Source organism: Bilophila sp. (assembly GCF_057864385.1).
The window spans coordinates 1-3,981 of the sequence record NZ_DBMAFI010000125.1; the positions used below are offsets into that span (position 1 = coordinate 1).

The 3,981-nt window shown below is 66.1% G+C and carries 2 protein-coding genes; one reads left to right on the forward strand and one right to left on the reverse strand.

All coding sequences use genetic code 11. From position 1 onward, the window contains the following. Positions 1 to 86: 86 nt before the first annotated feature. Positions 87 to 1,739 carry a hypothetical protein gene (locus ACZM8Y_RS17845; RefSeq protein WP_482334759.1) on the reverse strand — a complete coding sequence of 551 codons (1,653 nt, stop codon included), beginning with the start codon at positions 1,737 to 1,739 and terminating at the stop codon, positions 87 to 89. A 167-nt stretch (positions 1,740 to 1,906) separates the two neighbouring features. Here ACZM8Y_RS17845 and uvrC point away from each other — a divergent pair, with 167 nt between their 5' ends. Then, the gene (gene uvrC, locus ACZM8Y_RS17850) at positions 1,907 to 3,922 is read left to right on the forward strand and encodes an excinuclease ABC subunit UvrC (RefSeq protein ID WP_482334761.1); all 2,016 of its coding nucleotides are present in this window, start codon (positions 1,907 to 1,909) and stop codon (positions 3,920 to 3,922) included. The last annotated feature ends 59 nt before the right edge of the window (positions 3,923 to 3,981 follow it).

Sequence of the window (3,981 nt, forward strand, 5' to 3'; positions counted from 1 at the left end):
TTGGAAAGGGAGGGATGGGGTTTGGGGAAGGGAGGGAAAAGCTTTTCTTCAGAAAAGTTTTCCCTCCCTTCCCCAATCTTCCCCTTTTACTTCCCCATCAAACCCGCGATCTCCTCCCGCAGGACGCGGGCGGCGGCTTCGGCGGCGATGCGGTCAAGCTCGTTCTGAATACGGCTCATGACGTCGGCGGTGATGGCTTCCGCGTCGGGGAGATCCGGCAGGATAAGCTGCGGAAGCGGGCGGTTCTCCAAGTCCTGCACGCGCCGCTCCAATTGCCCCAGCGCGCGGGCAGAAGCCTCCTGCTCCTCGGATGCCTTTTCCATGTCCACACGGACGAGGGCAAGGACATCCTGCACGATGCCGGCGGCGTCGGGAGCCTGCACGGGGCGGCTCTCCAAGAGCGCAAGCCGCCGCTCCAGCGATTCCAGCGCAAGGCCAAGCACATCCGGGCCGTCATCGGGATCGGCTTCCGAAGAAGTGGACTCCCAAGGGATCTCGGCGGAACGGGAGGGAACTGAAGGGGAGGCGGGCTTTTCAGGCGCCTCGGCGGATGCACCGGGAAGCGGTGCGGCTTCGGGGGCCTCGGCGGGGACGCCCGAAGGCGTCAGCTCCGCCGCGAGCGATTTCAACTGGCCGCACAGGGCATTGCCTTCCGCAAGCAGGGACTGGATGTCGCCGGAGAGCGCGGAAACGCTGAGCTCCTGCCCAGCGGCGTCATCTACGCGCTGCTCCAAGGCGGCTACCCGTTCGTTGAGACGGCTCAAGGCTTCCTCCAGCCGGATAATACGTTCTTCCATTCCATGCCCGCAGGAGCCAAGCTCCGCTTGCGGCACGGCGGCACTGACGGGAACATCCGGCACGGCGACGGGCACGAAGGCAAGCGCCCGATCCGTGCCGTCCTCGGAAACTTCCGGCAACGGCCCGGCAACTTCATCCACTGATGCGGGAGAGGGCAAGGCTTCCGGCGGCTCCCCAACAGCCCTTTCCGGCGCGGCCTCGGCCTGCCGGGAGGGGCCGTGTTCGGCCTCCAAGCCATCCTCCCCTTCCGGGGAAACCAGCATGGGAGCCTCCAGAGCGGGCCCCAACGCAACCGGCGAGGGTTCAACCTGTGGGGCATCCGCAGCCGGAGCGTCACCGGACAGCAATTCCAGATCCTCGGCATACGTCCTTTCGGCGGGTTCCGGGGCGGGGGCCCCCTGAGCCCCAACGGACGGCTCGGCACATTCCGGCCCTGCGGCGTCGGCGGATGGGGCTTCCGTCCCGTCCGGCCCCCCGGAGGCATCGGCCATGCCGGGAGCCGTTTCCACACCATACTCGTGTACAACCGCCCCTGCCTTCGCCATTTCCGCTTCAAAGGCGCGGATCAACGCCTCGTCCGGCTCTTCGCGGACGGGTTGGCTCTCGGCGGGAGCCTCTTCTCCCGCGCCATCCGAAACGGGCTCCTCCGGCAACGCGGAAGCCCCGCCCTTCGGAGGCAGCAGCGTCATGAGGGGCGTCTTTTCGATCTCTTCAAGGAAATCATCGCTGTTCTCAAAAGGATACCGCGACACCACACGTTCGCCCTCTTCCCTCGGAGGGCTTTCCGGCTCGGCCGTTTCGGGCTGTCCCGGCAGGGCCTGCCCGCCTTCATCATGAAGAGCCCCGCGGGGCTCCGGTTCAGGAGACGCCTCGGGGTCATCGACGATATCAAAAAGGTCTATGATGCCTTCTTCCGGGTCGTAGGGATCTTTCCGCGCCATACTGGCCTCTCGTCGGCAAAAAATATAAATGGATACGAGTAGAGTACACGCATCCGGCGCGATCTGGCAAGCGCCAACCGGAGGGCGGTTTACAGGCCGCCCACCACCCTGTAAACTGGATGTGGCCTTTCATCCTGCCTCTTTTTCAGACTTTTTTTGGAGATCGCATGGAGCGCCCAGCATCCTCAACCCTTCCGACCACGCCCGGCATCTATATCTATAAGGACGCGCAGGGGCGGATCATCTATGTGGGCAAAGCCCGCAACCTCCGCAAGCGCATCCTTTCCTATTTCCGGGAGGCTTCGGCCCTGACCCCGAAAACCGCCGCCATGATCGGGCACGCCGCCTCGCTGGAGACGCTTTCCACCACCACGGAAAAGGAAGCGCTGCTCCTCGAAGCCAGCCTTATCAAGAAACACCGCCCGCACTACAACATCGTCCTGCGCGACGACAAGCAGTATGTCCTGTTCCGCATCGCCAGGGACGCCCCCTATCCGCGCCTTGAGGTCGTGCGTCAGGCCCGGCGCGACAACGCCCGCTATTTCGGCCCCTTCACCTCCGGGCAGGCGGCCCGCGAGACATGGAAGAGCATCCACCGTGTCTTCCCCTTGCGGCGCTGCGTGGACCGGGCCTTTAAAAACCGCGTCCGGCCCTGCCTCTACCACCATATCGGGCAGTGCCTCGCGCCGTGCACGGAAAACGTCCCCGCTGAAGAATACGCCTCCCTCATACACCGCGTGGAACTGCTCCTCTCCGGGCGCTCCCGTGAATTGCTCGATACGCTGCGCCACGCCATGACGGACGCGTCCGAAGCCATGAACTACGAACAGGCCGCCGTGTTCCGGGATCAGATCAAGGCCATCGAGCGCACGGTGGAGCGCCAGAGCGTGGTCTTGCCGGAAGGCGGCAACATGGACGTGGCGGGCGTGGCCCCCGCCAAAGGCGGCCTTGCCCTTGGGCTCCTCTTCGTGCGCGAAGGGCGGCTTGTGGACGGGCGCACCTTCTTCTGGCCGGATCTGGAACTGGCGGAAGGCCCGGAACTGCTCTGGAGTTTCATCGGGCAGTTCTACGGCCCGCAGACATCCATCCCGCCGCGCATCGTCGTGCCGTGGCTGCCCGAAGATACGGCTCTGCCGGGGATGTCCGGCGGGCGGGACGCCTTAGACGCCGCCTCCCCAGAAAAAGATCACATTGCGGCACCCGAAGGCGAAGCGGAACCGCCTCACGCCGCCGGGACGGATTCCAACGGGCACGCCACCGACGAGGTGGAATCCCTCGAAGCGCTGGAAGCGGCCCTTGCCGACGCGCGCGGAGGCATCGTCCGCATCGCCAAGCCCCGCAATGCCGCCGAAGCCCGGCTCGTGGACATGGCCGTCTCCAACGCCCGCGAAGCCGCCGTCACCAAATCGGAAGTCCCCATGTCCGACCGCCTTGCCGCCGCCTTCGCGCTGGACAAGGTGCAATCCGCCCTGCCCGGGGCCGTCCCGATGGCATCCCGCCCCATCCGGCGCATCGAATGTGTGGACGTTTCCCACACGGGCGGCACGTCCACCCGCGTGGGCATGGTCGTCTTCGAGGACGGGCAGCCCCAGAAATCCGATTACCGCACCTATGCCCTTGAAGGCGAAGCGGCCTGCAACGGCGACGACTACGCCGCCCTTGCCGAGTGGATGCGCCGCCGCCTCGAATCCGGGCCGCCGTGGGCGGATCTGGTGCTCATCGACGGCGGGCGCGGGCAGGTTTCCGCCGTGCAGCGCATCGTCAGGGAATCCAGTGCCGAAGGGCTGTTCCTGTTGGCGGGCATCGCCAAGGCCCGCGACGACATGGGGCGCGCCGACCGCCGGGCCGGGAATGTGGGCGACCGGATTTTCCTGCCCGGCAGGAGCAACCCCCTGCCGCTGCGCGACGGTTCCGCCGAGTTATTGTTTCTCCAGCATGTCCGCGATACGGCGCACCACTTCGTCATCGGGCGGCACCGCCGGGCGCGGGCGGGCGCGGCGCTCTCCGCCGAACTCCTCCGCATCCCCGGCGTGGGCAAGGCTACGGCCCGACTGCTCTGGGATCATTTCAAAGCCCTTGATGCCATCATTGCCGCCACGCCCGCCCAGCTTGCCGCGATCCCCGGCATCGGCCCCCGCAAGGCCGAAGCTCTGGCGGGCAGTCTGAAGAGGCTGAAGGAATGAATTGGGGAGGGGAGGAGGGGCCTTTCTGGAGAAAGGCCCCTCCTCCCCTCCCCAAACCC

Bases quoted from the DNA above. Each gene is read 5' to 3' on its own strand.
- ACZM8Y_RS17845 (WP_482334759.1), bottom strand. From the start codon at position 1,739: ATGGCGCGGAAAGATCCCTACGACCCGGAAGAAGGCATCATAGACCTT.
- uvrC (WP_482334761.1), top strand. From the start codon at position 1,907: ATGGAGCGCCCAGCATCCTCAACCCTTCCGACCACGCCCGGCATCTAT.